The sequence below is a fragment of the Novosphingobium sp. TH158 genome, from assembly GCF_002855555.1.
Classification (GTDB): Bacteria; Pseudomonadota; Alphaproteobacteria; order Sphingomonadales; family Sphingomonadaceae; genus Novosphingobium.
Genome location: NZ_PKRT01000001.1, coordinates 2,502,500 through 2,526,985 on the forward strand (window position 1 = coordinate 2,502,500; position 24,486 = coordinate 2,526,985).

General features: G+C 63.9%; 23 protein-coding genes, 1 tRNA gene and 1 pseudogene. 11 read left to right on the plus strand and 14 right to left on the minus strand.

The annotated features are described in order from the left end of the window. Positions 1-8: 8 nt before the first annotated feature. The 5 genes from C0V78_RS12345 to C0V78_RS12365 form a co-directional block, all read right to left on the minus strand. Positions 9-470, minus strand: a complete 462-nt coding sequence (locus tag C0V78_RS12345) for a Dps family protein (RefSeq protein ID WP_101797985.1) — start codon at positions 468-470, stop codon at positions 9-11. Positions 471-567: 97 nt separating this feature from the next. Next, positions 568-1,122 carry a hypothetical protein gene (locus C0V78_RS12350; protein ID WP_101797986.1) on the minus strand — a complete coding sequence of 185 codons (555 nt, stop codon included), beginning with the start codon at positions 1,120-1,122 and terminating at the stop codon, positions 568-570. 53 nt (positions 1,123-1,175) lie between these two features. Further along, entirely contained in the window at positions 1,176-1,730 is a 555-nt protein-coding gene (dcd, locus tag C0V78_RS12355) for a dCTP deaminase (RefSeq protein ID WP_101797987.1), read from the minus strand. Positions 1,731-1,785: 55 nt separating this feature from the next. Further along, positions 1,786-2,307: a hypothetical protein gene (locus C0V78_RS12360; protein ID WP_101797988.1), complete on the minus strand. Its 522-nt coding sequence runs from the start codon at positions 2,305-2,307 to the stop codon at positions 1,786-1,788. A gap of 141 nt (positions 2,308-2,448) precedes the next feature. Next, entirely contained in the window at positions 2,449-4,773 is a 2,325-nt protein-coding gene (locus tag C0V78_RS12365) for a TonB-dependent receptor (protein WP_101797989.1), read from the minus strand. A 168-nt stretch (positions 4,774-4,941) separates the two neighbouring features. Here C0V78_RS12365 and C0V78_RS12370 point away from each other — a divergent pair, with 168 nt between their 5' ends. Beyond that, the gene (locus C0V78_RS12370) at positions 4,942-5,577 is read left to right on the plus strand and encodes a TetR/AcrR family transcriptional regulator (RefSeq protein WP_101797990.1); all 636 of its coding nucleotides are present in this window, start codon (positions 4,942-4,944) and stop codon (positions 5,575-5,577) included. 4 nt (positions 5,578-5,581) lie between these two features. Here the strand turns inward: C0V78_RS12370 and C0V78_RS12375 are convergent, their stop codons facing one another. The 3 genes from C0V78_RS12375 to C0V78_RS12385 form a co-directional block, all read right to left on the minus strand. Then, the gene (locus C0V78_RS12375) at positions 5,582-6,346 is read right to left on the minus strand and encodes a molybdopterin-dependent oxidoreductase (protein ID WP_101797991.1); all 765 of its coding nucleotides are present in this window, start codon (positions 6,344-6,346) and stop codon (positions 5,582-5,584) included. After that, positions 6,339-7,079: a cytochrome b/b6 domain-containing protein gene (locus C0V78_RS12380; RefSeq protein WP_101797992.1), complete on the minus strand. Its 741-nt coding sequence runs from the start codon at positions 7,077-7,079 to the stop codon at positions 6,339-6,341. The genes C0V78_RS12375 and C0V78_RS12380 overlap by 8 nt, the downstream gene beginning before the upstream one ends. Positions 7,080-7,151: 72 nt before the next feature. Beyond that, positions 7,152-7,790, minus strand: coding sequence for a carboxymuconolactone decarboxylase family protein (locus tag C0V78_RS12385; RefSeq protein ID WP_254049912.1), 639 nt, complete (start codon positions 7,788-7,790; stop codon positions 7,152-7,154). A 130-nt stretch (positions 7,791-7,920) separates the two neighbouring features. Between C0V78_RS12385 and C0V78_RS12390 the strand changes: the two genes are divergently transcribed. From C0V78_RS12390 to C0V78_RS15175, 4 genes and pseudogenes are all read left to right on the plus strand, one after another. Beyond that, positions 7,921-7,994, plus strand: a tRNA-Gly gene (locus tag C0V78_RS12390). Positions 7,995-8,196: 202 nt separating this feature from the next. Beyond that, positions 8,197-9,405 (plus strand): integrase arm-type DNA-binding domain-containing protein, encoded by a 1,209-nt coding sequence (locus tag C0V78_RS12395; RefSeq protein WP_101798361.1) that lies wholly within the window; start codon positions 8,197-8,199, stop codon positions 9,403-9,405. Positions 9,406-9,934: 529 nt separating this feature from the next. After that, positions 9,935-10,171, plus strand: a pseudogene (locus C0V78_RS15170) (winged helix-turn-helix domain-containing protein); the annotation flags it as partial. A gap of 72 nt (positions 10,172-10,243) precedes the next feature. Continuing rightward, positions 10,244-10,858 (plus strand): restriction endonuclease, encoded by a 615-nt coding sequence (locus C0V78_RS15175; RefSeq protein ID WP_254049914.1) that lies wholly within the window; start codon positions 10,244-10,246, stop codon positions 10,856-10,858. On the opposite strand, the gene C0V78_RS12405 is transcribed toward C0V78_RS15175, so the two are convergent. Next, positions 10,855-13,161, minus strand: coding sequence for an arylsulfatase (locus tag C0V78_RS12405; RefSeq protein ID WP_158241551.1), 2,307 nt, complete (start codon positions 13,159-13,161; stop codon positions 10,855-10,857). The two genes, C0V78_RS15175 and C0V78_RS12405, sit on opposite strands and share 4 nt — an antisense overlap. Before the next feature lie 37 nt (positions 13,162-13,198). Here C0V78_RS12405 and C0V78_RS12415 point away from each other — a divergent pair, with 37 nt between their 5' ends. The 3 genes from C0V78_RS12415 to C0V78_RS12425 all read left to right on the plus strand — a co-directional run bounded on the left by C0V78_RS12415 (position 13,199) and on the right by C0V78_RS12425 (position 16,633). Further along, positions 13,199-14,149, plus strand: coding sequence for a LysR family transcriptional regulator (locus C0V78_RS12415; RefSeq protein ID WP_144039894.1), 951 nt, complete (start codon positions 13,199-13,201; stop codon positions 14,147-14,149). Between the two features lie 71 nt (positions 14,150-14,220). Beyond that, positions 14,221-15,711, plus strand: coding sequence for a sulfatase-like hydrolase/transferase (locus tag C0V78_RS12420; RefSeq protein ID WP_101797994.1), 1,491 nt, complete (start codon positions 14,221-14,223; stop codon positions 15,709-15,711). Positions 15,712-15,724: 13 nt separating this feature from the next. Beyond that, the gene (locus tag C0V78_RS12425; protein ID WP_101797995.1) at positions 15,725-16,633 is read left to right on the plus strand and encodes a formylglycine-generating enzyme family protein; all 909 of its coding nucleotides are present in this window, start codon (positions 15,725-15,727) and stop codon (positions 16,631-16,633) included. A 472-nt stretch (positions 16,634-17,105) separates the two neighbouring features. On the opposite strand, the gene C0V78_RS12430 is transcribed toward C0V78_RS12425, so the two are convergent. The 4 genes from C0V78_RS12430 to C0V78_RS12445 are packed head-to-tail and all read right to left on the minus strand — an operon-like array spanning position 17,106 to position 19,964. Continuing rightward, the gene (locus tag C0V78_RS12430) at positions 17,106-17,540 is read right to left on the minus strand and encodes a type II 3-dehydroquinate dehydratase (protein ID WP_101797996.1); all 435 of its coding nucleotides are present in this window, start codon (positions 17,538-17,540) and stop codon (positions 17,106-17,108) included. A gap of 47 nt (positions 17,541-17,587) precedes the next feature. Beyond that, positions 17,588-18,511, minus strand: coding sequence for an XdhC family protein (locus C0V78_RS12435; RefSeq protein WP_101797997.1), 924 nt, complete (start codon positions 18,509-18,511; stop codon positions 17,588-17,590). Positions 18,512-18,529: 18 nt separating this feature from the next. Continuing rightward, the gene (locus C0V78_RS12440; protein WP_101797998.1) at positions 18,530-19,081 is read right to left on the minus strand and encodes a nuclear transport factor 2 family protein; all 552 of its coding nucleotides are present in this window, start codon (positions 19,079-19,081) and stop codon (positions 18,530-18,532) included. A gap of 1 nt (position 19,082) precedes the next feature. Beyond that, positions 19,083-19,964, minus strand: a complete 882-nt coding sequence (locus tag C0V78_RS12445) for an SDR family NAD(P)-dependent oxidoreductase (RefSeq protein ID WP_101797999.1) — start codon at positions 19,962-19,964, stop codon at positions 19,083-19,085. 125 nt (positions 19,965-20,089) lie between these two features. On the opposite strand from C0V78_RS12445, the gene C0V78_RS12450 reads away from it, so the two are divergent. The 3 genes from C0V78_RS12450 to tcuA all read left to right on the plus strand — a co-directional run bounded on the left by C0V78_RS12450 (position 20,090) and on the right by tcuA (position 23,695). After that, complete coding sequence (locus C0V78_RS12450; RefSeq protein ID WP_158241552.1) at positions 20,090-21,076, plus strand: NAD-dependent epimerase/dehydratase family protein; 987 nt, start codon at positions 20,090-20,092, stop codon at positions 21,074-21,076. Further along, the gene (locus tag C0V78_RS12455) at positions 21,073-22,125 is read left to right on the plus strand and encodes a 2-methylaconitate cis-trans isomerase PrpF family protein (RefSeq protein WP_101798001.1); all 1,053 of its coding nucleotides are present in this window, start codon (positions 21,073-21,075) and stop codon (positions 22,123-22,125) included. Before C0V78_RS12450 ends, C0V78_RS12455 begins: the two co-directional genes overlap by 4 nt. A 73-nt stretch (positions 22,126-22,198) precedes the next feature. Continuing rightward, positions 22,199-23,695, plus strand: a complete 1,497-nt coding sequence (gene tcuA / locus C0V78_RS12460; protein WP_101798002.1) for an FAD-dependent tricarballylate dehydrogenase TcuA — start codon at positions 22,199-22,201, stop codon at positions 23,693-23,695. Between the two features lie 28 nt (positions 23,696-23,723). Here the strand turns inward: tcuA and aqpZ are convergent, their stop codons facing one another. Next, positions 23,724-24,410 carry an aquaporin Z gene (gene aqpZ / locus C0V78_RS12465; protein ID WP_101798003.1) on the minus strand — a complete coding sequence of 229 codons (687 nt, stop codon included), beginning with the start codon at positions 24,408-24,410 and terminating at the stop codon, positions 23,724-23,726. Between the last annotated feature and the right edge of the window lie 76 nt (positions 24,411-24,486).

The following is a 24,486-nucleotide window of genomic DNA, read 5'->3' on the forward strand; positions in this document are numbered from 1 at the left end:
TGTCGCGCCTAACCGATCACGCTGGAGAGGAACCATACCCGCTGCTCGGCCTGGTCGGTCCAGTCATCGACGATGCCGTCGGTGGCATTGTCCCCCGCATTGCCGGCGGCTTCCTTCACCTCGCGCAGCCGGGCGATGAAGGCGCGGTTATCGGCCACCAGTTCACGCACCATGGCTTCGGCATCAAGGTCGGCGGCGTCCTGATCGGCGATGGACGAACGCGCGGCGATGGCGCCGATCGAGGTCAGCGTGGCGCCGCCGTTCTTGCGCACGCGTTCGGCGATCAGGTCGGTCAGGGCGAAGATTTCCGCCGCCTGCTCGTCAAACAGCAGGTGCAGGTCGCGGAACTGCGGGCCCTTGACGTGCCAGTGGAAATTCTTCGTCTTGATGTAGAGCGCAAAGCTGTCAGCCAGCAGGTGGTTGAGGCTGTCGACAAGCGCGCGTCGGGCATTGGCATTGTGGTCAGTCATGGTCCGGTTCCCTTTCGCTGGGCAATAAAGGGATCATGCCGCAAATCGTTCAATCGGTTAAACTGATAAGAATGGAAAGTTTGATCAAATTAAACGATCAAGGCAATCCGCGCCAGGCAAGCAGCAATCCGGCGAGCAGCAGGAAGGCACCGGCGATCCGCCGCAACCGGGGCATCAGCGGATGGCCTGCGATTTCGGGCGCGGTCCATGCCGTGGCCAGCGCCACCGCGCCGCTGGCAATGGCACCCAGGGCCGCGGTTACCGGCGCGGCGCTGAGCAGGGCGAGGGCAAGGACCATGAAGCGCACGGCGTCGGTCACCTGCTGCGCAGCGATGACAAGCCCTGCGGCGAACAGCGACTGCGTCGGCTCCTCTGGCGGGCGCTTGGCCCCCAGCAGCAGCGCCTCGCCACCGGCAAGCACCAGCGCAATTCCGGCGAAGATCATCTTCGCGCCGCTGCCCGGCACCTGCCCCGAAAGCGTCGTCGCCAGCCAGGCGGCGGCGGCACAGGTCAGCGCGGTGACGGCAAGCGCGACGATAAGCAGCCCCGGCCGCGCACCCTGCCGGGCAGACATCTGCGCCACCAGCAACTGGTCGCGCGCGCCAAGGCTGGCGAGCAGGCAGGCAAGGAAGGCGAAAAGAAAGCCGCTCATGCCGGTTCAGCCACGGCGCCTTGGCGGCAGGGCGGGTTTCGTGCCACCCGCGCCTAGAGCCTCGGCAGCGTCACTCCGCGCTGGCCCATGTACTTGCCCGCGCGGTCGGCATAGCTCGTCTCGCAGGGCTCGTTGCCCTTGAGGAACAGGAACTGGCAGGCGCCTTCGTTGGCATAGATCTTGGCGGGCAGGGGCGTGGTGTTGGAGAATTCCAGCGTCACGTGGCCTTCCCAGCCGGGTTCCAGCGGCGTCACGTTCACGATGATGCCGCAGCGGGCATAGGTGCTCTTGCCCAGGCAGATGACGAGCACATCGCGCGGCACGCGGAAGTATTCGACCGTGCGGGCAAGCGCGAAGGAATTGGGCGGGATCACGCAGACGTCGGTCTTGCGGTCGACGAAGGAGTTGGCGGCGAAGTCCTTGGGATCGACCACGGCGCTATCGACATTGGTGAAGATCTTGAACTCGTCCGCCACGCGCGCGTCATAGCCGTAGGAGGAGAGCCCGTAGGAAATGCAGCCTTCGCGCCGCTGGCTTTCGACAAACGGCTCGATCATGCCGTTTTCGCGCGCCTGCTGCCGGATCCACTTGTCTGAAAGAATCGCCATGCGCCTGTGATTCCCCAGCGAAGCGGCTGGGGCAAGGGCACTGGCACGGTTTTCCTTACCTGATTTCCCGCGCGCCCAGCTGCGGGTTGAGCCGCGTGACAAGGTTGAGCCACAGCTTGGGCCGTCTTACCAGGTTCTGCGGCACGTCGGCCCTGATGCCCACCATCTGCGCGATGCGGGCGACGAAATGGATGCAATTGCGCTTGTCGAGCAGGTAGCGCTTCTGGCCCGGCGCATCCTTCCACGCGTTCACCTCTGCGACGATGGCCTGGTACTGGGCATCGCTGAGCGGCACGGTAAAGTGCCGGTTGGTGGAGCGGATGTACTTGTCCTTTTCCACCTGGATGATCCCCGGCACCGGCCCGTTAAGCGCCGACAGCGCAGAGGCGCTGGTGGAATAGCCATAGTTTTCGCGCACCTGTCGCCCGTCGGCCAGGGTGCCTTCCAGCACGATGAAGGCATGGGGATAGCGCCCGCCCAGGTAGGATCCATTGAACGAATGGAAAGAAAGCAGGACCTGCGCCGATGCGGGCAAGGGCAGCAGGAGCAGACAAAGAGCGACCAGGAAGCGGAACATGCCCGCATCCTAGCCGCCAGGTGGTGGATGGTTCCGTGGCGCGATCGAAAATGCGCCGGACGGATAGGATGACGGGCCTGCCCGATCGGGGAGGGTTGATGGACAGGCCCGTATGTCCCCCGCAGGCGGGGGGGAATTGGATCAGAAGCGCACGCCGACCGTGACGTTCCAGGTGCGCGGATCGCCGTAGTAGACGGTCTGGATGTTGCCGACCGAGCTGAACTCCTGCCCGTCGGTGCGATAGCGGCTGTCGGACACGTTCTTCACCATGCCGCGCAGGTAGTAGGAGCCAAGGTCCACCTGGGCATAGAGATTGCCGAGGAAGTAGCCCGGCTCGACCAGTCCCGGACGGTTATCGACCGAGAGGTAGTGCTTGTCGACAAAGCGGGCATCGCCGCCCAGCGTCAGCGTCGCTTCACCCATCGGGATCTTGTAGTCCGCGCCAAGGCGCAGCGTCAGCGGCGGCGCGAAGGCGGGGCGGCAGGTGATCGCCGTTCCGGTGGGGTTGCAGCTGTAGGACGGAGCGCGGCGGCCGTCGTTGAATTCCTGGTAATCGGCATCGAGGTAGCCGACCGAGGCATTCAGCGTCAGCGCCTTCGTCGGCTTGATCGTCGCCTCGATCTCGAAGCCCTGCATCCGCAGCTTGCCGGCGTTGATCACCGGGAAGCTGCCACCGTTGATGCCGGTGTTGCCGCCACCGACGCGGGCCTGGAAATCGCGGTACTGCGAATGGAACAGCGCGGCGGAAAGCAGGACGCGGCCATCGAGCAGGCTGGCCTTGGCGCCCAGTTCATAGGTCCACACGGTTTCAGGCGCGAAAGTGGGGACGATCTTGGTGGTCGATCCCACTGCCAGCGTCACGTCGCCAAGGCCGTTGACGCGGCCGTTGAACCCGCCCGACTTGAAGCCCTTGCTGGCCGAAACGTAGATCGTGCTGTTCTCGGTCGGCTTGTAGGACAGGCTGGCCATCGGCGTCCACGCGTCGAACGTCACCCGGTCCAGCGTGTTGAACGGCGAGGGCAGGCTGTTCGGGAAAGTGAAGGTGCTGACGATGTTGATCGTCGAGAATACCGGGCTGGTCGTGGTTGCCGTGGTGGTGCGGAAATAGTCCTTCGATTCATGCGTGTAACGCAGGCCCGCCGTGAGCGAGAGCTTGTCGGTAAGGCTGTAGGTCAGCTGGCCGAAGGCGGCGTAGCTCTTGGTCACCTGGTCGTCGCTGATCGTGCGCAGGAAGTTCAGCGGCGTGCCGAGGTAGCGCAGGTAGCTGTCGGCATAGGCTTCCTGGTAGGAATCGACGCCTTCGTTCAGGTAATAGAGGCCGAGCACGCCCTTCAGCTTGTCACTGGTGTACTTCAGCTGCATTTCCTGGCTGAACTGGTGCTGGTCCAGCCCGACGAAGACATCGCCCAGCTCGGCCGCCGTCGCGTCGATATCGACGAAGAAGGCGGTCTTCAGCTTGCGATAGGCGGTGATCGAGGTCAGCTGCAGCGCATCCGACAGGTCGACGTTGATCGTGCCCGAGACACCCCAGTGGTCGAGTTCCTGCCCTTCGTTGCCCTTGAAGCTGGTCGAGGCCTTGAAGGCGTAGGGCGCGGTCGGCGCGGCAGCGATGATGAACGGAGTGACGGCCGAGAAGGTGGCGTTGTAGTCAAAGCCCACCAGGTCTGCCGTGGCATGGCCCAGCGTCAGGCTATTGCGCTGGCGGGTATAGTCGCCCGAGACCAGCAGCTCGACATTTTCGGCGGCCTTGACGCGCAGGATCGAACGGAACGACAGGTTGTCGCGGTCATTGTACTTGCGGCCCGTAGCCGGGTCGGTGACGATGCCGTCGCGCTGGTCATAGACCCCGGCGAGCGAGATCGCGGCCATTCCGGGCGCCAGCGGCACCGAGACATAGCCCTTGGCGGTCATCTCGTTGTAGCGGCCATAGGTGAAGGCGGCTTCGCCGTTCAGCGCATCATAGTCCGGCTTCTTGGAGACGATGTTCACCGCGCCGCCGATGGTGTTCTTGCCATAGAGCGTGCCCTGCGGACCGCGCAGCACTTCCACGCGCTGGACGTCGAACATGTTGAGCAGCGCGCCCTGAATGCGGCTGAGATAGACGCCATCGACATAGACGCCGACCGCCGGGTCGAAGGTCTGCAGCGCGTCGGGCTGGCCGATGCCGCGGATGAAGAAATTGGCGCTGGTCGCCGAACCGCGGCCCTGCACGATGTTCACGTTGGGAACCGCGCCCTGCACGCCGGAAAGGTCGGCCGCGCCCAGCTTGGTTAGCTGCGCGCTGCCCATGGCGGTAACCGCGATCGGCACGTCGATCAGCTTTTCCTCGATCTTGCGCGCGACCACGGTGATTACTTCGCCATCGGCCTCTTCGGCGGGCGCATCCTGCGCGAAGGCGGGGGTGGCAAGCGTGGTGAGGGCCGTTGCGGCCAGGGCCATGCGGATGGTGCGACGCGTGCGGATCATGGAACGAACTCTCCCTGCGGCGCCCGATTGCGCCGACTCCTGATTCGTCAATATTGAAAGTTGAACCACCTTTCAACTTTTGATTGGCGAACGCGCCGGTTCGCGTTAAGCCGTGGCGCAGAGGCAACAGCGGCGAAGGGCCGGCTGCCCGGCGGGAGACTTGGGAAAGTGGCGCAGGATCCGGCGCAGAAAGTGCAGAAGGGCGCGGCCAGCCCCGGCAAGGAGCCGCGCACCGCGCGTGGGCGCGAAACGCTGCGCCGCCTGCTCGATGCCGCCGCCGCCGAATTCGGCGAGCGCGGTTTCCATGAAGCCTCGATCAGCGGCATCACCCGCCGCGCCGGCACCGCGCTGGGCAGCTTCTATACCTATTTCGACAGCAAGGACGCGATCTTCTCGGCGCTGGTGCGGCACATGAGCCAGTCGGTCGCCACGGCGGCCGCGGCGGGCGTTACCCCGGGCAGTACCGGCGTCGTCCGCGAGCGCGAGGCGCTGGCCGCTTTCCTTGCCTTCGCGCGTGAGCACAAGGAATTGTACCGCATCATCGACGAGGCGGAATTTGCCGATCCAGCGGCCTGGCGCGCGCACTACGAAGGCACCGCCACCCGCATCGCGGCCCGCTTCGACGAGAGCGTTGCCGCTGGCAGCGTGGCTCCGGGCGACAGCGAGGTGCGCGCCTGGGCGGTGATGGGAATGAACGTGTTCCTGGGCCTGCGCTTTGGCATCTGGGGGGATGACCGCAGCGTGGATGACGTTGCCGCAGAGGCCGAGAAATTGCTGCGCGACGGTGTGGGCCGCCGGCCCTAGGCGGTCAGATCCCCGCCCACCACTGGTAGCCGCGCGCGTCCTCCCAATAGCCGCCCTTGCCGCCATAGAGCCCGGCGAGGCTGGACCGCGCCTCTATCCGCATCACGTATTTCGCGTGCTTGTAGCCCAGCTGGCGTTCTGCCCGCAGGCGGATCGGTGCGCCGTGGGCCACGGGCAGCGGCAGGTCGTTCATCGCCCAGGCCAGGATCGTCTGGGGATGGTGGGCCTCGATCAGGTCGAGCGATTCGTAATAGGGCGCAGAGCCGAAGCTGTCGGCGCAGTGGAACACGATGAAGCGCGCGGCGGGCAGCAGGCCCGCCTGCTTCAGGATCGGGCCGAGCTGCGGCCCTTGCCACTTGCCGATCGCGCTCCACCCTTCGACGCAATCGTGCCGGGTGATCTGGCTGCGCTGCGGCATGCCCCTCAGCGCCTCGAGCGGCAGGTCCAGCGGGCGCAGCACCAGCCCGTCGACCCGCAAGGCCCAGCGCGCGAAGCCATCGGCCAGATGGCTCGCCCAGGCGGCATTGCCGTTGGCGTGCAGGTTGCCGTTGGCGCGGAACACCGGCGAGCGTTGCGAGGGCGCGAACTCGGGAGCCAGGGCATTGCCGGCGATGCCGCGCTGCACGGCATAATGCGCGTCGGCCCCGGCCTCGAGCAGGCTGCGGAAGGGGCCGGGCTGCGTCAGCCGGTCGCACCCGCCAAGCAGCAGGCCACCGGCGCCAAGCGCTCCGGCAGAAAGCAGGCGGCGGCGGGAAAGCGGCTCAGCCATCGTGGGCCTCCTTGCGCGCTGGGGGCAGGGCGAAGCGACCGGTGATCATCGCGCGCACCCCGTTCACCGGCCCGGCGAGCAGCACCATGGCAAGGTGGACAATGACGAACAGCACCAGCCCGGCAGCGCACAGGAAGTGGACCGATCGCGCCGACTGCCTGCCGCCGAACAGGTCCGGCAAGCCATGCAGCGCCGCGCCGATCGCCGGGGACATGGCCAGCCCGGTCAAAACCAGCAGCGGCAGCAGCACCAGCAGGACAAGGCAATAGGCCAGCTTCTGCAGCACGTTGTAGCGCGCCGCCGCCTCGCCGCGAGGCAGGCGCAGGCGGGCGTGGCTGGCGATGTCATGCCACAGGTTGCAGGGCGAGAGCTCTGCCAGCCGGGGCCGCAGGTCGCGCCACAGGTGCCCATTGACCAGCGACCAGCCGAGATAGGCAGCCGTCGCCAGGCCGAACAGCCAGGCAAAGGCCAGGTGCCACAGCCGCGCATCGGCAAGGTTGTAGGTGGAAGGAAGGGTCATCCAGCCGGGAAACTCGGGCAGTTCCAGCCAGGCCTTGTCGGGATTGGCGCCAAAATGCCCCCAATAGAGCCGCGGGTGCGCGTTGGAGATCATCAGCCCGCTCATCAGCATGACGGTTGCCGTCGCAAGGTTCACCCAGTGCCACAGGCGCGTGGACAGGCGGTGGCGCGCGATCACGCGCGGCGTTGCTTGCTGACCGGCAATGTCCTGCATCGGCGATCCTTCCCTGCCGCCGGCAATGCTAGCCGCAGCCGCGCGATTGGGCAAATGGCACCGGGCGCCCGCTTAGCGGTGGCTGAGCCCCGGGTTCTCCGGCGTAAGCATGATCCGCAGCGAGTTCTGGACGAAGGCGATGGTGACATACTGGCCGACCATCGAGGGAAACTCGATCATCTGCGCCTCGTCCCAGCTCCGGGCCAGAACCTCCCATGTCTCGCTGGTCATGGCATGGTCGCCAATCAGCTCTTCCACGCCGCGCAGGACGGCTGCCTCGTGCTCGCTCCAGCCCGGATCGGCCGAACCGCGCGTCACCCGTTCCACCTCCTCGGCGCTCACCCCGAAGCGCTTGGCGATGTCGACATGCTGGCCCCATTCGTAAGGTGCGCGGGTAAGCCAGCCGATGCGCAGGATCGCCAGTTCGCGCTCGCGCGCCGGGATGCGGCCGTTGAACAGGGCGGTGCCCATTTCCATCTGCCGCACGAACAGCTCGGGGTGCTTCATCATGGTGCGCATGTAATCGGGGATCTTGTCCGGCGTGACCGAGACGGCCCCCGCCCCGTTGCGCACCGCATTGACGAGCCCCAGCGTGCCGACATCCACGGCATCGCCCGTCAGCGCTGCAATCCGCGGGCCATCGCCGATGACCTGCGCCTCGCGCTCGGCAATGTCGAACCGGATCTCGCCATGCTCGATTTCACCCATCATTCCGCTCCTGACTGGCCTCGCCCGCAGGCTAGAGGCGACCGCCGACAGCAGGCAAGCGCTGGCAGGACTGATCGCCGGGAAGATGCCGTTGACCCCATCCCGCCCCCTGTGCCAAAGGACCTGCACTCGGGCGGGTGTAGCTCAATGGTAGAGCAGAAGCTTCCCAAGCTTACGACGAGGGTTCGATTCCCTTCACCCGCTCCAGCCCTCCCTTCCCAGAACATCCCGAAAATGCTACGGAACCCTCGGAAATTCTAGGGTTTTCACGCCGCATTTGTCCCGCCTGCACCCGCCTTATCTCGCCACGTCTCGCGAATCTGGGGGCCATTTCGGGGGCCAAGTGGGTTTGGTTCAATTCGAGTGGCCCCCAGCCTGGGGGCCACTTGGGATGGAAGGGACTGAAATCGTGGCACTAACTGACGTCGCTGTCCGCAATGCCAAGCCGGGTCCGAAGCCCTACAAGTTGGGCGATTCCCACGGCCTGTTCCTGCTGGTCCAGCCAACCGGCGGGAAACTTTGGCGGCTCAAGTACCGGGTTGACGGGCGGGAGAAGAAGCTGGCGATTGGCACTTACCCAGAGATCGGTCTGGGCGAGGCACGCAGGCGGCGCGATGAAGCTCGCGAGGCCATGGCCGCCGGCAAGGATCCGGCACGGGAGAAACAACGCGACAAGGTCCGAGCGAAACTCAACGCAGAAAACACCTTCGCCGCCATCACCGCCGAGTTTTGCGAGAAGCGAAAGCGGGACGGTCAGCGGGCCTGGGCACCGGCTACTGCCAAGCGTAGCGAGTACCTTCTGGCGATCCTGTGCGGTTCAATCGGCAACATGCCGATCGCCGAGATTGAGCCCGCAGATGTGCTGGTCGCAGTTCGCCGGATCGAAGGCAAAGGCAAACTCGAAAGCGCCCGGCGCACGCTCCAACTGGCAGGCTCGGTGTTCCGCTATGCGGTCGCCACGGCGCGCCTCAAGTCCGACCCTACGCGTGACCTCAAGGGGGCACTGACAAGCCCCACCGTCACCCACTACGGGGCAGTCATCGATCCCGCCGGGGTGGGCGAACTGCTCCGGTCAATCGATGGGTATGAGGGGCAGCCGATTACCAAACTCGCGATGCAACTTGCCCCTCATGTGTTTGTCCGCCCCGGCGAACTACGACACGCGGAATGGTCGGAAATCGATCTGGAAGGGGCAGTATGGACGATCCCGGCAGGGAAGACCAAGATGCGCAAGGAAAATGTCGTTCCGCTCTCGCGCCAGGCCATTGCGATCCTGAAGAACGTGCAGCCACTGACCGGACCGAGCGGCTATGTTTTCCCCTCCGTCCGCACCCGACGCCGCCCGATGAGCGACAACACGATCAACGCGGGGCTCCGCCGCCTCGGTTATGCGACCGACGAAATGACCGCCCACGGCTTCCGCGCGATGGCATCCACACTGCTAAACGAAAGCGGCAAATGGAACCCCGACGCCATCGAACGTGCACTGGCCCATGGCGACACCGACAAGGTACGCGCCGCGTACCATCGCGGCGCCCATTGGAAGGAGCGGGTGGCCATGGCGCAGTGGTGGAGTGACTACCTGGACGAGCTGCGGAACGGGGCGAAATCGGTCTGAGGGGCGATCGAAAAGGGCCGGCCGAATGCAACAGGCGCGCAAATCGCGACTTGCGCGCGATTTTTCAGGATAGGTTATTGTTATTGCTGTATTTATCCTCGTCGCAGGTGCGATTGCAAATCATGATTTGGAGGCAAATCGGTTTGACACTAGCCTGAAATTTCCAGTTTTTCCCAATTTTACCAACCGCTTGTACCCTGCAGTCCACTGCGTACGGTGTGCTTGTCAGCCAACTGCAGATCCAGCTTCAATCGCTTGGCATGCAGGACTTTCAAGTAGAAGAACTCTTGTCTGACGTGGCCGAAGCCTCGCGGCGCCTGAGCGTGCATAATTCGACCTATTCGACAAACTTAGCGTAGCGGATTGCCCGTCGCCCGTACATCCTGCTAGCCACAGCTCCATGCCCATACCAGACTACCAGACGCTAATGCTTCCAGTGCTTTCCGTTGCTGCAGGAGGCGAGGTAAGGGTACCGATTGCAGCTCAGATAATCGCTGATCAGCTGGGTCTTACCTAAGATGAACGCGAGGAGATGCTGCCAAGCGGCAAGCAGCGCCTTTTGCATAACCGCGTTCACTGGGCCAAGTTCTACATGTCGAAGGCAGGCCTGATCGACAGTCCAAAGCGGGGCGTCTTTGTGGCGTCCCCTGCTGGTCACGCATTGCTCGCCACCAAGCCCGAACGTATCGACGTCGAGACGCTCAAGGCCTTTCCGTCGTTTGCCGAGTTTTACGGGCGGGCAGGGGCTAGTGCCGAGCCTGACTAGGCTGCAGCGACCGTCGCGGCGACGCTTTCTGACGCCACGCCCGAAGAACAGATCGACGCTGCGCATTCTGTAATGACCGCAGCGTTGAAAGCCGATTTGCTGCAGCGCGTTCTCGAGCAATCTCCTGCCTTCTTTGAACGCCTGATCATCGATCTACTCGTAGCAATGGGTTACGGCGGGTCTCATGAAGATGCCGCGCGCCAGCTTGGCAGGTCCGGTGACGGTGGCATAGACGGTATAATTGACGAAGATCGGCTTGGCTTGGACCGAATCTATGTTCAAGCGAAGCGCTACTCGACTGGTTCCGCAGTGGGCCGCCCCGAAGTCCAAGGGTTCGTCGGAAGCCTTGTCGGATTGGGCGCGAGCAAGGGCGTTTTCGTAACGACCTCTGCCTTCAGCAAGCAAGCTACGGAATACGCTCGAAGCCTGCAGCAACGGGTTGTTCTCATCGATGGCCCACGCCTTACCGAACTGATGACCGAGTTTGGTGTTGGTGTCCGAACTACCCGCGTGATCGACGTCAAGCGGCTCGATGAAGACTTTTTGCGGATGATGTTTGAACGTCAACAGCTGGGACAATTCTGCCGTTCCCAAGTCACCGTCAAACGGCAGAGTTTGCCAAAGGCGGACTCAGTTGGTGAGGCCCTGAATGGCGACAATCTCAGACGAAGGCGTCCAGAAATCTAGGGGCTACTCACATGGCTGCCCTGGGCGCTGCTGCTGAAATCAAATAGAATGTCCTCAATCCTGCCAGAAATTGGAGTGTCGGCCCTAGCTTCGGACAGGACAGTTGAACCGTTGTCGATGCCGACACCGAAGACCTCGGAAATGCCGAAGGAGGCCGGTATGGCGAAGGAGATCGCCTCGGATGCGACGCGCTGTCCGTTCACTTTGATTTCCACGTCATGTTCCGGAGACCCGCGCGTGCCGGAAAAGGCCAGTTCAACTGTCGCCTTGCCGGCAGCAATCGGTACGTTGGCGGCAACTTCTTTCACTTGTCCCGACAGCGACCGTAGCACCAGTACCGGCTTGCCCTCCCTAAGGTAGAGTCCCATGCCCCCCAGCTGACCACCCGATGCGAAAATCGGGCCTGTCGCACCGTCTTCAAACAGATCCAGCGTCGCCTTCATGGTGAAGCCAAGTGAGCTGACAGGAGGGGCGACTTGTGCCGGGATGTTGCCCACTGTGCCAGAATAGCGCCACTTGCCTCCTCGGCTCCGGAAATTGGCAGCGAACTTACTGACGCCCGTTTGCACGCTTTCTGCGATGCCTCCGAGAGGATAGACATTGTACCGTACAGCTTGCGCCTCGAACTCTTTGGCAAGCAAACTTGTGCGTTCAGGCTCACGAGCGGCAAGATCGGTTGTCTGGCCAGGATCGCGCGCGATATTGTAGAGTTCCCAGGCTTCACTGGGCGCGCCAGAGCTGGTGTTGTCCCAGGTCTTGATCCGGTGCGTCGTGTTTATCGACCACTCGCCATCGATCAGCGCTTTGTTGCCGTGCAGCTCGTAGTACTGTGCCGGCCGCGAAGTATTCGGCTCCCGGGCAGTAAAACTGTAGGCGAAGCTTACTCCGTCCATGGGTTGCTGTTTCACGTTGTTCACAGTCTCGGCCAGCGAAACGCCGGTCGCATTCAGGATGGTCGGAGAAATGTCGGTTACGTTGACGAATTGCCTCCGCAATTCGCCCCGCGCAGCGATCCCCTTGGGCCATGACACCACGAGCGGTACATGGATTCCCCCCTCGTGCGTTACCTGCTTCCAGTAGCGGAAAGGCGTATTTCCAGCGACGGCCCATCCCGCGCTGTAATGAGGGTATGTTTCGGGGCCACCCCACCGATCCAAGTAGGCCATGTTTTCCGCATCGTCGGGATAGGCCCCCGTAACCAGTGCGGCCTCGTTGTGCATTCCGCCTCTTCCGCCTTCGGCGCTGGCGCCATTGTCGCTGGTGACGATGACCATCGTGTTTTCCAGTTCGCCGCGCGCCTGCAGATCATCAAGGATACGGCCAAATTCGTGGTCAGCATAACCGACCGAGGCAGCGAAAACTTCCATTTGGTGCGCGTAAAGCCGCTTCTGCTCCGATGTCAGGCTTTCCCAGGCAGGTATTTCGGCAGGTCGTGGCGCAAGCTTCGTACCCTTGGGGACCAGCCCTTTGGCTATCTGGTTCTTCAGGATGATTTCGCGAGCCTTGTCCCATCCCATGTCAAACTGGCCGCGATAGCGCTCGATCCATTCCCGGGGGGCATGGTGGGGAGCGTGTGCTGTCCCGGTCGCCCAGTACATGAAAAAAGGTGCCGGGGAACCTGCGGCATCGCGATCTCCGATCATGGCAATGGCACGGTCGGCAAGATCACGATTGAGATGATACATTGGGTCTGTGGGTCTTGCGACGGGTGTCGTGTCGCGGATCAGGATCGGGTTCCAGTTGTCGGCATCGGCGGCCAGGAAGCCATAGAAGCGATCAAAGCCTTGCCCGGTAGGCCATTGGGTGTACGGCCCTGCGGGCGAGGCCTCGCTGGCAGGCAAGTGATCCCATTTGCCGAGTGCAAATGTGCGGTATCCGGCTTGCCTGAGATTGGCAGCGATGCTCCCTGCCGACGGCGGGATTTGCGCATCATAACCAGGAAACGGTCGCGCGGAAGCTGCATGGCCGCCGAGATGGACAGTGTGCGGGTTCCGACCAGAAAGGATGGCGGCTCGACTAGCCGAACATATCGCTGCAGTCCGATAGTTGGCATAGACCAGACCCATTCGTGCCACGCGGTCGATGTTGGGAGTTGCCACGAGGCCGCCGAAACATGAGAGCTGGGCGAAGCCGATGTCGTCAAGCATCCAGACAAGTACGTTTGGTCGTTGTTCCTGCCTTTGCGATGCGGCCACGGGCGGAGAGCCTTGTGTTGCCTGCTGCGCGCGGGCGGAACCGGCGATGCAGACGGCCAATGCCAGAGAGCTTGCCATCGCGGCCATCGAACCCATCCGCATTTTCATACCGTCTTTCCACTTGTGACTAATCGTTGGCACTTGAATGACCCCGCAGCTTTCTGTCAAATTCATTCGGATGCCCAAACTTATAACTTTGCCGAACATCGATTTCCGTCAGTTGCGACATGTGGTCGTGCTGGCCCGACACCTCAGCTTCACAATTGCGGCCAGAGAACTGGGATTGACGCAACCCGCCCTGACCAAAAGCATTCAAGCGATCGAGGAGCGTTTGGGCGCCAGGCTTTTCGACCGGGACCGTGGCGGCGTGAGGCTTACCGAACTGGGCTGGCGCTACGCGAGGCGGGCCGGCGACCTTCTGGTCGAGGCCAAAGAACTGGATGGGATGGCACGGCAGTCCGCAAATGGCGTGGGAGGTGAAGTCCATTTCGGCATGGCGCCTTTGCCGGCGCAAGTTCTGCTTCCCGCACTTTTCATCCGGGAGTTCAAGGAAAACCCGGAGTTGATCAGTCATGTCGCTATCAGCGACCCAGAGACTCTGGTTGCACGCGTGGCTTCCGAGGAACTTGAATTTTGTGTTTGCCCGCAGCGTTCATCGCTCCCATCGATGCTGCGGCGCGATGATCTGGGGACAATTGGCATTTCCCTGCTCGTTCGGGTAGATCACCCTCTCATCGTCGATCCTGAAAGCAACCGCCTTGAGGATTTTCCCCTAATTGTATCCAGTCAAATGCCTGATGTCGGACTGCAGATGCCTGGCAGCCCGAAGTTGGGGCCGCTGCGTGTCGCCGTTGATGATTTCGGCGTGCTGACTCGCATCGCCAGGGGGAGCGATGCCGTGTGGCTGTCATCAGCATTTGCCGCCCGTCAGGAGCTTGAGGATGGTCTGCTCACCAAGCTCTCCGCATTTGACGGCTTGCTTGAGGCTCGGATCAGCCTCGTAATGTACAGTCACTCGCGACGCTCGCTTTCCCCGGCAGCAAAGCGATTCAGGGATTGGTTTCACACGCAGATCATCTCGCATTTGCCGGCTTAACCACAGTACGACCATTTACGGGTCTCTCGCCTATCTGAAATCAAACAGGACAGTAGCGACCTTTCCGGGGAATGATGATGCTCGACAAGCGCCTAGCTGACGACATCATCCGGTATCTGCGCAACCAGAACGCCGCCGCGCCGGGCAAGCGCTTCATGCTCTACTGGGCGCCCGGATCGACTCACGCGCCGCATCAGGCTCCCGCAGATTACATCGCCCGCTTCAAAGGCCGGTTCGATCAGGGTTGGGACAAGCTGCGCGAGGAGACGTTCAAGCGCCAGCTTGCCGCCGGGATCGTGCCTAAAGGGACGAAGCTCACCCCACGTCCTGCCGAAATCCCTTTGTGGGATTCGCTGACCGCCGGCCAGAAGGCTTTCGCCGCGCGGGCCATGGAAGTCGCTGCTGCGCCGATGGCCTATCAGGACGAGCAGATCGGCCGCGTGCTGGCTGAACTTGACCGGATGGGCCTGTCATCGAACACCCTCGTCTCGATCATACAGGGTGACAACGGCGCAAGCGGAGAGGCAGGACCTCCCGGCACGATCAACGAGCTTCGCTCGATCAGCACGCACGACGAGAACGAGGCGTGGATGGAGGCCAACACCGACAAGCTCGGCGGGCCTGAGACCTATCGCAACTCCCCGGTCGGCTGGGCCTGGGCGATGAACACACCGCTGCGCTGGGTGAAGCAGATGCCGTCGATGCTGGGCGGGGTGCGCAACGGCATGATCCTCAACTGGCCCGGCCATGTGGCGCATCCGGGCGCGGTGTGCAGCCAGTTCGGCCACCTTGTAGATATCGCGCGGACCGTGCTCGATGCGGCGAAGCTGCCCGCGCCCGACAGCGTCTATAGCGTGAAGCAGAAGCCGCTCGACGGGCAAAGCCTGCTTGGCTCGCTGGCGGCTTGCGATGGCGCCAAGCCGCGCACGCAGTACTTCGAGATCGGCGGCAAGGTTGGCCTCTATCTCGACGGCTGGTTCCTCTCCGGCGATGATGGCCGCCCTTCTTGGATCGAACAGACCAAACCGCGCCCGCTGACGTGGACGCTCTACAATCTCGACAAGGACTTCGCCCAGGGCACCGACCTTGCCGCCAAGGAACCGGCCAGACTTTCCGAGATGCTTGCGTTGTGGAAAGCTGAAGCTGCGCGCAACAATGTCTTCCCGCTCGACAAGCCGGACGCCTCGGGTGCGGTCCTCGCATGGGGCAGCAAGTTCGGAGGCCTAGGCCTCTATCTCGATCACGGCCACGCCGCCTTCGCGTGGGCCAAGTCCACCGATCCGGCGGAGATGGCAACCGTGCGTTCGGCAACAACCCTGCCGCAAGGCAAGGTCAACCTCACTCTGCGGTTCGAGATCAAGGGCGGCACGGCAATCGCGATCCTTTCCAGCAATGGCGTTGAGCTGGCGCGCGGGCCTTTGCCGTCCATCGCGTTCCAGCCTTCCGGCAATGGAGAAAGCCTCGACATCTGTCGCGATCTTGGCGTAGGGGTCACCGCCTATGCCACGCCGTTCGGCGAGATCAAGGGCGATGTTCCGCATGTCTCAATTGACTTCGACTGACCTCCATCGCGGCATGGTGCGGCTTGACGGCGGCACCTTCGCGATGGGGTCGGACAGGTTCTACCCCGAGGAGGTCCCCGTCCGACGGGTGCGGGTCGATGCATTCTGGATCGACGAAACCCCGGTGACCAACGCCGATTTTGCCCGGTTTGTTGCCGAGACCGGCTATGTCACCTTCGCCGAACTGCCGCCCGATCCGAAGCAGTACCCGGGGATGGATCCTGCTCTTGCCCACCCCGGCTCGCTGGTGTTCGAGCCGACGCTCTGGCCGGTGCCGCTGAACGAGGTTTCCTGGTGGCAGTTCCGCCTCGGCGCAAACTGGCGCCAGCCGCTCGGCCCCGGTTCGACGATTATAGGGATCGAGGATCATCCGGTTGTGCATGTCACCCATGCCGATGCTGAAGCCTTCGCTCGCTGGGCTGGTAAGTCGCTCCCGACTGAAGCCGAGCACGAGTTTGCCTCACGCGGGGGCCTGGAGGATGCGGACTATGCCTGGGGCGATGAACTCGCCCCAGACGGGGCGATGCTCGCCAACTACTGGCAGGGCGCCTTTCCTCACGGAAACACCCTCGAAGACGGGTTCCTGCGCACCTCGCCGGTAAAATCCTATCCGGCCAACGATTATGGTATCTACGACCTCATTGGCAATGTCTGGGAATGGACCGACGACTGGTACGGTCAGCCCAAGCTCGAGAAGAAGCGTGCAGGGTCATGCTGCATACCTGAGAACCCGCGCGGCGGATTGCGCGGCGGTTCGATCGACAAGCGCGAACCGGTTCGCATTCCGCGCAAGGTCCTGAAGGGTGGCTCGCACCTTTGCGCCGAGGACTATTGCAGGCGCTATCGCCCGGCAGCCCGCTATCCGCAACCGATCGATACCTCGACCTGCCACGTCGGCTTTCGCTGCGTCGTGCGCGGTTAGGGAAAGGCAAGCAAGATCACAGCGCCGGCCACTCCCTAACCCACGTCTGGCGCGAATAGAAAAATTCCCAAATTGCTGCCGCTTTCGGGAAGCCCGCCGGTTACCCCGAATAGCCACTATGTCCTCGGCTATTGCCTGGATCACAAGGCACATGCCATCGGCAGGTTTTGGCGCAAACAGACATTCAAACGCCTTCTACAGAATGGCAACATCTGGTCGATTGCTGCCGCAATCAATGGTGCCGGTCTGTCGGCAACAGCGGACGATCTCGTCTGGTATTGTCTTTCTGAATCTCAGGATTTCCACAGGCATCTGACGCAGCAGGGGGCCATATTGGGGGCCACTGCCGCATTGGTACATCGAAAAATTATTTTTAATCTGTGCATTACGGTAGTTTTTGGCTTCCCTTCACCGCTCCAATTTCCCCACATCGCAGGCGCAAGTCCGCCGCGGGGCACGCGCGCTCTGCGCCTCAGCGTCCGGCGAGGTAGCGTACTGCCAGGGCGTAGCCGGTCGCGCCGAGGCCCGAGATGGTGCCGGTCACCGCCTGGCTGATGATCGTGTCCTTGCGCCAGTCTTCCTCGCGGCGGTGGATGTTGGAGATGTGCACCTCGACCACCGGGCAGTCGACCAGCTTGAGCGCGTCGAGAACCGGATAGCCGGCATAGGAGAAGGCGGCGGGGTTGATGACGATGCCGGCGAGGCCCTTGCGGCCCTGCTGGATCCAGTCGACCATTTCCGCCTCGCTGTTGGTCTGGCGAAAGTCGATGGCATGGCCGGTGGCATCGGCCTCTGCGCGGCACATGGCTTCGATGTCGGCCAGTGTGGTGCTGCCGTAGATTGCCGGTTCGCGCTCGCCCAGCAGGTTGAGGTTCGGTCCGTTGAGGACGAGGATGGTGCCGGCCATGGGACTTCGTGCTCCTGTTGCGTCCCCGCCTTAGGGCAAAGCGCGGCTCAGGGGAATCCCTTCGCCTTGTAAGCGGCAACCACCTCGGCCAGGACGGAAAGGGCCAGCGTTTCCGGATCGCGGGCAGAAGGGATCAGGCCGATCGGGCCATGGATCGCGGCGCTGCGGCTTTCGGGCACGCCTGCCCCGGCCAAGGCGGCGAGGCGGCGGACGTGCGTGGCGCGGCTGCCCATGGCGCCGATCCACAGCGCCGGCTGGTCAAGCGCACGGGCCAGCAGCGGCACTTCCCAATCGTGATCGTGGAACAGCATGACGAGGGCCGACCAGCGATCGAGTTCCAGCGGCACGGGCGAGCCGGGGGTCTTGAGGTGGAACACGGCCGGATCGGCGGCAAGGTGCTCGTCGGGCGTAAGGATCGCGGTATCCGCCCCCCAGGCCTTGGCGAGGCGGGCGAGCGCCTCGACCTCTTCGCCATGCCCGGCGATGACGAGGCGCAGCTGCGGCACGATGGTCAGGCGGAAGGTTTCGCCCGCCCATCCGCCGCGCGCGGGCGAGGGGGCGGCGGCAAGCTGCAGGGAGCCATCCGTGGCGAGTTCAAGGGTGACGGGGTTTCGGGCTGCGAGCTGCGCCAGTGCGGCCTCGACCACGGCCATGTCGGGCGCGGGGATGATCAGCAGGTCGATGGCCGAACCGCAAGGCAGGCGAATGTCGATCAGCGGCGATCCGGCGCCGATGCGCAGGGTCTCGGCCTTGCCGGCAGCAATGACGCGCCGCGCCTCGCCAGCCAGCGCGGCTTCGGTGCAGCCGCCCGAGAGCGAGCCGGCCCACGGCCCGGCCTCGCTCACCCCCATCAGCGAGCCGACGCCGCGGGCCGCGCCGCCCTCCACCGCGGTAAGGACGATCAGCGCGCTCGCCTCGCCCCGGGCATGTGCCTGGCGCAGGAAGTGCAGGACGGTTTGCGGCGTTGCCATGCGGCGGGTGCTAGCGGGTTATCCCGCCGGATTGAAGGGCTCGCGCAGGTTGGTCAGCGGGCGGCGATAGGAAGGGTCTTCCTTGCTGCGGCTGGAGAGGCCGTTCTTCTCGATCCCCGGCACGTCGCCGAAGGGGATCGGCATGGCCGGCGGCAGGCAGCCCCATTCGATGATATTGGTGCGCAGGGCGATGCGCCATTCGCCATCGCGGCGTTCCAGCCGGTCGATATAGCGCCCGCCGGCCATCCACACGCTCTCGTCGCGATTGCGCGCCACGAAGATGTAATAGCATTCGGAATGCGCCGTATCGCCATCGATATCGACCGTCTGGTTCAGCAGCGAATGGTGCGTCAGGATCTGTCCGGCCTCGTGCATCGGCACGGCCCAGTCCCAGCAGCCCGGCACGTCGCCGACATAGGGGCCGGCCGCCATTTCGGCATCGGGCCAGAAGGCGGAGAGGTAAAGGTCGCGATCGAAGCGGTCCATGCCGCGCGAAAAGCGGGTCAGGCAATCCTGAATCTCGATGCGGTCGGCGGCATATTCCAGCCGGGCAAGGCGCTTTTCGTCCATGTCAGTTCGCTCCAATCGGTTCCCAGATCGGGTTGCCACGCGTCGCCCGGGCAGAGGGGATGACGCTGCCGTCGATATCGGTGACGCCATATTCCATCGCCAGTTCGGTGGTGACGAATTCGCCGCCGGAACGCTTCATCACGTTCGGATCGGCAGCCAGCGCAGCGATGACGCGGCCCGGATGTTCCACCGAGGAACCGGCCATCGAGGTGATGGACGTGGTCATCTTGTCGCCCATCTTGGCAAGGTTGTCCTGCGCCTTCTCGGTCAGGGTCAGGCCCTGCCACAGGGTGACGGCGGCGACGTTGTGCGGGGCCAGCTCCACCGCCATGTCGCGCGTCATGCGGCCGACCGCGGTCTTGGATGTGCCGAAGATCACGCCATAGGTATAGGTCGTGCCGGCAAAGCCAGAAATGGCGACCATCAGCCCCGAACCCTGCGGCGCCATGATCCGTGCGGCGTGCCATGCGGCGACGTAGTTGGACTTCACCCCGACATCCCACATTTCGAGGTTGGAAAGCGGCTTTTCCCAGAACCCCTTGGGCTCAAGCAGGTCGTCCGAGAGGGTGAAGGCGTTGTTGACGAGGATATCGAGCCGGCCTTCGTCCTTCGCGATCCGGTCAAACAGCGCGGCAACTGCGGCGTCATCCCCGTGATCGCAGGCCACCGCCACACCGCTGCCGCCGCTCTCGCGTCCGCGCTCGTCGCATTCCGCCGCCGTGCCGCCAACGGTGCCGGGCAGGTAATAGTCGCCCTCCTTCACCGTCCGCCCCGTGACATAGACCCGCGCGCCCTGCTCGGCGAGGACAAGGGCGATGCCCTTGCCAATGCCGCGGCTGGCTCCGGTGACGAGTGCGACCTTACCGGCGAGTGGCGCTGCCATCTGATTCCTCTTCCCTGCGATGGCTTGCCTTGTAATCCGCCGCCAAGGCCTGTCGAGCCGCGCGGGCGATACCGGCAGGCGGGTGCGATTGACTAATGATACGCTTCCGTATCTATTCCTTGGCTATGCAGATTGCGGGAAACACGTTCGTCGTAACCGGGGGCGCCAGCCTGATCGGAAGCCACGTTGCCGACCAGTTGCTCGCGGCCGGGGCCGGAGAGGTCGTGCTGCTCGACAATTTCTCGCTCGGGACGCCGGAAACGGTGGCGCATCTGGAAGGCGATGCGCGCGTGCGGCTGGTGCGCGGCGATATCCTGCGCATCAATGACCTGTACGATGCCTTCAAGGGTGCCACGGGCGTTTTCTCGATCGCCGGCTTCCTCACCCTGCCATTGAGCCAGAACCCCTCGCTGGGGCTGGCAGTCAATGTCGAAGGCCAGGTCAACGTGTTCGAGGCGGCGCGCTATGCCGGGGTGAAGAAGGTGGTCTTCTCCTCCTCGATCGCCTGTTACGGCGAGCCCGAGAGTGATGCGCTGATCGACGAGACCTTCCCTGCCAACCTTGTCAGCTACCAGCCGGGATCGATGCTCTATTCCTGTTCCAAGCTGATCGGCGAGGCGCTGTGCAAGCTCTATGCCCAGAAGCACGGGATAGAGGCGGTCGCGCTGCGCTATTCCACCGTCTATGGCGAGCGGCAGCACTATCGCGGGGTCAACGCGCTCTACATCATCCAGAACTATGACCGGATCGTGCGCGGCGAACGTCCGACGCTGCCGGGCGATGGCTCGGAAGTGCACGATTACATCCACGTTGCCGATGTTGCCCGGGCCAATGTCATGGCCATGGCGAGCGATGCCAGCGGCGAGGTGTTCAACGTTGTCTCGGGCGTCGAAACCACGGTGAAGCGCATCACCGAAATCCTGCAGGAGATTACCGGAAGCAGCCTTGAACCGCTTTACGAGGACGATCCGACTGCGGTGAAGGCCACGTCCAGCACCAGCCTGCGTCTCAGCCGCGAGAAGATCGGCAAGGCCATCGGCTGGGAGCCGCAGGTTTGCGTGGAAGAGGGGATCGCCCGGCTGGTCCGCTGGATCGTGGCGCAGGGACGATGAGCCTGCGCCGCCTGCCCGCAAGCTACTGGCGCGGCGGCACATCGCGCGGGCTGGTGTTCCATGCCCGCGACCTGCCGGCCGAACGCGCCGGGTGGGACGCGATCTTCCTGGCGGCCATGGGGGTGCCCGACAGCAACGGGCGCAATCTCGATGGCATGGGCGGGGGGCTGTCCTCGCTTAACAAGGTCTGCGTCATCGGGCCGTCGAGCCATCCGCAGGCGGATGTCGATTACACCTTCGCCCAGTGCGCGGTGAAAGAGGCGCGGGTCGATTATGGCGGCAACTGCGGCAACATGTCGGCAGTGGTCGGCCCCTTCGCGGTCGAGGAGGGGCTGGTCGCCGCGCCTGCCGATGGCGAGGCCGTGGTCCGCATCCATAACACGAATACCGGCAAGATCATCGCCGCTCGGTTCCCGGTCGAGGGCGGCAGGCTGGCCAGTGCAGGCGATCTGGCGATTAACGGGGTCGATGGCCGGGCTGCGCCGATCCGGCTCGAATTCCTCTCCCCCGGCGGCGCGAAGACGGGTGCCCTGCTGCCGACCGGGAAGCCGGTGCAAAGCCTTGAGGGGCTTGCCGCCAGCCTGGTCGATGCGGCCAACCCCACCGTGTTCGTCACGGCCGAAAGCATGGGCAAGACGGGCAGCGAAAGCCCCCAGGCGCTTGAGGCCGACGCGCAGTTCCTGGCCCGCATGGCCGCCATCCGCGAGGCCGGGGCGCAGGCCATGGGCATTCCCGGATCGGCGAGCGTGCCGCTGGTGGCAATGGTCGCGCCGGGCGACGGCTCGTGCGACATTGCCGTGCGGATAATCTCCATGGGCCAGCCGCACCGTGCCACGCCGATAACCGGCGCGATCTGCCTGGCCATCGCCTGCCGCATTCCCGGCACGCTGCCGCACGGCCTGTGCGCTGCGGCGGAAGGACCGATCCGGATCGGCCACCCCTCGGGCGTGACCATGGTCGATGCGGAGCTGGACGCGCAAGGGCAGGCCCGCCACGGCGCGGTCTACCGCACGGCGCGGCGGCTTTTCGAAGGTTTCGTGCTGTTCTGATCGCCCCTGCGGTTTTACGGCGACAGCCAATCGGATAAATGGCGCCTTGGGCGTATCATTAAGGAAGTCGAGCATGGCAGAGGACAAGAACTGGGACGTCATCGTTGTCGGAGCGGGCAATGCCGCAATCTGCGCCGCGCTTTCCGCGGCGGAACAGGGCGCCAAGGTCCTCGTCCTCGAAAAGGCGACCAAGGAAGATCGCGGCGGCAACTCCACCTTCACCGCCGGCGGCTTCCGCTTCTGCCACAATGGCGTGGAAGACCTGCGCACCGATATCCTCGATGACATGACCGAGGGCGAGTACGAGAGCATCGGCAACCTGCCGCCGCTTTCAGAAGACGAATTCATGGCCACCCTGATGAAGGTGACCGAGCATCAGGCCGACGAGGACCTGGGCCGCATCCTCATCGGCCAGTCGCGCGAGACGATGCGCTGGATGCGCACGCACAAGATCCGCTTCATCCCGATGTTCGGCCGCCAGTCGTTCAAGATCGATGGCAAGCACCACTTCTATGGTGGCGTGAATATCGAGGCGGTCGGCGGCGGCTGGGGCCTGGTCGACATGCTGATGCAGGCGGCGGAGCGCATGGGCATCACCGTGCTTTACGAAACCGGCCTGCGCGAGCTGATCCAGGATGAAAGCGGCGCGGTAACCGGCGTGCGCGCTTTCGGGCCGGATGGCTACGTGAACTTCATGTCGAAGGCCGTGGTCCTGGCCTGCGGCGGGTTTGAATCGAACCCGGAAATGCGCGTGCGCTACCTCGGGCAGGGCTGGGACCTGGCGCGTGTGCGCGGCACCCAGCACAACACCGGCGATGGCATCAACGCCGCGCTGAAGATCGGCGCCCGCCCGCACGGTGGCTGGTCATCGTGCCACGCCGTGCAGTGGGACATTTCCGCGCCGCCCTATGGCGACCGCGTGGTGCTCGACAATTTCCAGAAGCACTCCTACCCGATCGGCATTGTCGTCAACATGGAGGGCAAGCGCTTCATCGACGAGGGCGCGGACTATCGCAACCACACCTATGCCAAGTACGGCAAGGAAGTGATGAAGCAGCCGGGCCGAGCCGCCGTGCAGATCTTCGACGAGAAGACCCATGCCAACGTGCGCGACGAGTACCGCATCCGCGAAGTGACCAAGGCCACGGCAGACACGATCGAGGAACTGGCGGTAAAGCTGGAAATCGACGTCGAAGGGCTGAAGAAGACGATCGCGGAATTCAACGCCGCCTGCCAGCCGGGCGAATACAACCCCTCGATCCTCGACGGCGTCTGCACCAAGGGGCTGGAAGTGCCCAAGTCCAACTGGGCGCTGCCGATCGATAAGGGGCCGTTCCACGGCTATGTGGTCACCTGCGGCATCACCTTCACCTTCGGCGGCCTGAAGATCGATACCGACGCGCGGGTGCTGGACCTGTGCGACAAGCCGATCCCCGGCCTCTATGCCGCGGGTGAGCTGGTGGGCGGGATCTTCTACCAGAACTACCCCGGTGGCACGGGCCTGCTCAACGGTTCGGTCTTCGGGCGGCTTGCCGGCAGGAACGCGGGCCAGATGGCTATCGCGGCCTGATCGGAAAAGCCCCTGGCGGAGGGCGCGTTCAATCCTTGTTGAACAGCGCCTTCCACGCCACCGCGCCCAGCACGCCGCCGAACAGCGGGGCCAGCCAGAACAGCCACAGCTGCCCCAGCGCTGCATTGCCCGCGACCACGGCAACGCCGCTTGACCGTGCCGGGTTGACCGAGGTGTTGGTCACCGGGATCGAAACGAGGTGGATCAGCGTCAGCGCCAGGCCGATGGCCAGCGGTGCCACGCCGGCAGGCGCATCGCGCCGGGTCGCGCCAAGGATGACGATGAGGAACCCGGCGGTCAGGATCGCCTCTGTCAGGAAGGCAGAGGCCATCGAGTAATTGCCCGGCGATAGCGCGCCATAACCGTTCGAGGCGAAGGAGCCGGGCAGGAAGCCGGCCTTGCCCGAGGCGATCATCAGCAGCGCGCCTGCCGCCAGGACCGACCCGAAAACCTGCGCGAAGCAATAGGGCAGCACGTCCTTCATCGGAAAGCGCCCGGCAACGGCCAGGCCCAGCGACACGGCCGGATTGAAATGGCCGCCGGAAATGCTGCCCAGCGCATAGGCCATGGTCAGCACCGAGAGGCCGAAGGCCAGCGATACGCCGGCAAAGCCGATTCCCGTTTCCGGAAAGGCCGCGGCGAGGATGGCGGAACCGCAACCGCAGAACACCAGCCAGAAGGTGCCGATAAGCTCGGCGGAAAGTCGCTTGATCATAGGCCTGCTCCCCTGATCCCGAACACGGGATCAGGGGAACGAATTGCACAGGTCATGCGGGCGAGTCAGGCCCGAA

What these genes read in the sequence shown, in the direction of transcription:
- C0V78_RS12345 (WP_101797985.1), bottom strand. Translation starts at nt 470, where the DNA reads ATGACTGACCACAATGCCAATGCCCGACGCGCGCTTGTCGACAGCCTC.
- C0V78_RS12350 (WP_101797986.1), bottom strand. Translation starts at nt 1,122, where the DNA reads ATGAGCGGCTTTCTTTTCGCCTTCCTTGCCTGCCTGCTCGCCAGCCTT.
- dcd (WP_101797987.1), bottom strand. Translation starts at nt 1,730, where the DNA reads ATGGCGATTCTTTCAGACAAGTGGATCCGGCAGCAGGCGCGCGAAAAC.
- C0V78_RS12360 (WP_101797988.1), bottom strand. Translation starts at nt 2,307, where the DNA reads ATGTTCCGCTTCCTGGTCGCTCTTTGTCTGCTCCTGCTGCCCTTGCCC.
- C0V78_RS12365 (WP_101797989.1), bottom strand. Translation starts at nt 4,773, where the DNA reads ATGATCCGCACGCGTCGCACCATCCGCATGGCCCTGGCCGCAACGGCC.
- C0V78_RS12375 (WP_101797991.1), bottom strand. Translation starts at nt 6,346, where the DNA reads ATGGCTGAGCCGCTTTCCCGCCGCCGCCTGCTTTCTGCCGGAGCGCTT.
- C0V78_RS12380 (WP_101797992.1), bottom strand. Translation starts at nt 7,079, where the DNA reads ATGCAGGACATTGCCGGTCAGCAAGCAACGCCGCGCGTGATCGCGCGC.
- C0V78_RS12385 (WP_254049912.1), bottom strand. Translation starts at nt 7,790, where the DNA reads ATGATGGGTGAAATCGAGCATGGCGAGATCCGGTTCGACATTGCCGAG.
- C0V78_RS15175 (WP_254049914.1), top strand. Translation starts at nt 10,244, where the DNA reads ATGACCGCAGCGTTGAAAGCCGATTTGCTGCAGCGCGTTCTCGAGCAA.
- C0V78_RS12405 (WP_158241551.1), bottom strand. Translation starts at nt 13,161, where the DNA reads ATGAAAATGCGGATGGGTTCGATGGCCGCGATGGCAAGCTCTCTGGCA.
- C0V78_RS12415 (WP_144039894.1), top strand. Translation starts at nt 13,199, where the DNA reads ATGACCCCGCAGCTTTCTGTCAAATTCATTCGGATGCCCAAACTTATA.
- C0V78_RS12420 (WP_101797994.1), top strand. Translation starts at nt 14,221, where the DNA reads ATGATGATGCTCGACAAGCGCCTAGCTGACGACATCATCCGGTATCTG.
- C0V78_RS12425 (WP_101797995.1), top strand. Translation starts at nt 15,725, where the DNA reads ATGGTGCGGCTTGACGGCGGCACCTTCGCGATGGGGTCGGACAGGTTC.
- C0V78_RS12430 (WP_101797996.1), bottom strand. Translation starts at nt 17,540, where the DNA reads ATGGCCGGCACCATCCTCGTCCTCAACGGACCGAACCTCAACCTGCTG.
- C0V78_RS12435 (WP_101797997.1), bottom strand. Translation starts at nt 18,511, where the DNA reads ATGGCAACGCCGCAAACCGTCCTGCACTTCCTGCGCCAGGCACATGCC.
- C0V78_RS12440 (WP_101797998.1), bottom strand. Translation starts at nt 19,081, where the DNA reads ATGGACGAAAAGCGCCTTGCCCGGCTGGAATATGCCGCCGACCGCATC.
- C0V78_RS12445 (WP_101797999.1), bottom strand. Translation starts at nt 19,964, where the DNA reads ATGGCAGCGCCACTCGCCGGTAAGGTCGCACTCGTCACCGGAGCCAGC.
- C0V78_RS12450 (WP_158241552.1), top strand. Translation starts at nt 20,090, where the DNA reads ATGCAGATTGCGGGAAACACGTTCGTCGTAACCGGGGGCGCCAGCCTG.
- C0V78_RS12455 (WP_101798001.1), top strand. Translation starts at nt 21,073, where the DNA reads ATGAGCCTGCGCCGCCTGCCCGCAAGCTACTGGCGCGGCGGCACATCG.
- tcuA (WP_101798002.1), top strand. Translation starts at nt 22,199, where the DNA reads ATGGCAGAGGACAAGAACTGGGACGTCATCGTTGTCGGAGCGGGCAAT.
- aqpZ (WP_101798003.1), bottom strand. Translation starts at nt 24,410, where the DNA reads ATGATCAAGCGACTTTCCGCCGAGCTTATCGGCACCTTCTGGCTGGTG.